The organism is Nocardiopsis lucentensis DSM 44048 (assembly GCF_000341125.1).
Lineage (GTDB): Bacteria > Actinomycetota > Actinomycetes > Streptosporangiales > Streptosporangiaceae > Nocardiopsis > Nocardiopsis lucentensis.
On record NZ_ANBC01000245.1, the window covers coordinates 1 to 1,323 of the forward strand.

Genomic DNA, 1,323 nt, shown 5'->3' on the forward strand with positions numbered 1-1,323 from the left:
CCGGTCGCGGCGGCGCCGAGCAGCACCCCCAACGCGAACCGCGTCCCGCGCGGCCAGGCCAGGGCGACCATCCGGCGCAGTGGATCCCGGCCGTCGGCGGGCCGGTCCGCACCGCGCTCCACGGCGGCCTCCGTATCGGCACTCATCGCGGCGCACTCCACTCCAGGTTCGGCAGCGGCAGGGACACGACGCGTGGCGCGGCGCCGAGGGCGCCAGCGGTCCATCCGGTGTCGTGGGCGACGATCACGGCGGTCCGGCCCTCCAACAGCCGCGCGACCGCCGTGCGTACCGCCGCCGCGTTCTCCGGGTCCAGATGCGCGGTGGGCTCGTCCAGCAGGACGAGCGGCGCGTCCCGGCACAGCGCCCGAGCGAGAGCGATCCGCTGGCGTTGCCCCGCCGACAGCCGCGCACCGCGCTCGCCCAGACGGGTGTCGTAGCCCTGCGGCAGCCCGGAGACGAAGGCGTCGGCCTCCGCCCGCCGCGCGGCCTCCCGCACCCGTTCCATGGACGCGTCCGGAGCGCCGAGCCGGATGTTGTCGGCCACCGACACGTCGAACAGGTAGGGGTGTTGGGGGACCCACGCGATCCCCCGCCGCCAGTCCTCCGCCGGGACCTTCTCCAGCGGTGTCCACTCCCCACCGGGCGCGCGGACGCTGATCCGCCCCTCGCCGGGCTCGTTCAGCCGCAGCAGCAGCGACAGCAGGGTGCTCTTGCCCGCCCCGCTGGGGCCGGTGAGCAGGACGTGCTCACCAGCAGAGATGTCCAGGTCCACTCCCGACAGCGCGGGCAGGTCCCGCCCGGGGTAGCGCATCCCGACGCCCTCGAACCGGATGTCCCCGGCGGTGGTGGGGGAGGCCTCCCCGGTCGGCGACGGGGGCCGGGGCGGCTCCGCCACGGCCGCGGAGGCGCGTCGGGGCGTGCCGCGGGTGCGGTCGAGTTCGGTGAACACCTGTTCGGCGGCGGCCACCCCCTCCATACTCGCGTGGAAGCGGGCGCCGACCTCCCGGAGCGGCAGGTAGGCCTCCGGGGCGAGGATCAGCACGAGCAGGGCGGTCTGGTAGTCCATGTGACCGCCCAGCAACCGGAGCCCGATCTCCACGGCCACCAGCGCCACCGCCAGGGTGGCCAGAAGCTCCAGCGCGAACGCCGACAGGAACGCGATCCGCAGGGTGCCCATGGTGGCCCGCCGGTGCTCCTCGCCCACACGCCGGATGATCGCCGCCTGGGCCTTGGCGCGGCGGAACACGGCCAGGGTGGGCAGCCCCTCCACGACGTCGAGGAAGTGCCCGCCCAGGCGGCTGAGCAGCCGCCACTGGCGGGCGG

At 75.7% G+C, this 1,323-nt stretch carries 1 protein-coding gene; it reads right to left on the bottom strand.

Features of this window, described 5'->3' with window-relative positions; all coding sequences use genetic code 11:
* Window positions 1-142: 142 nt before the first annotated feature.
* A partial coding sequence (gene cydD / locus D471_RS33510) for a thiol reductant ABC exporter subunit CydD (RefSeq protein ID WP_017598187.1) occupies window positions 143-1,323 on the bottom strand: 1,181 nt, incomplete at its 5' end.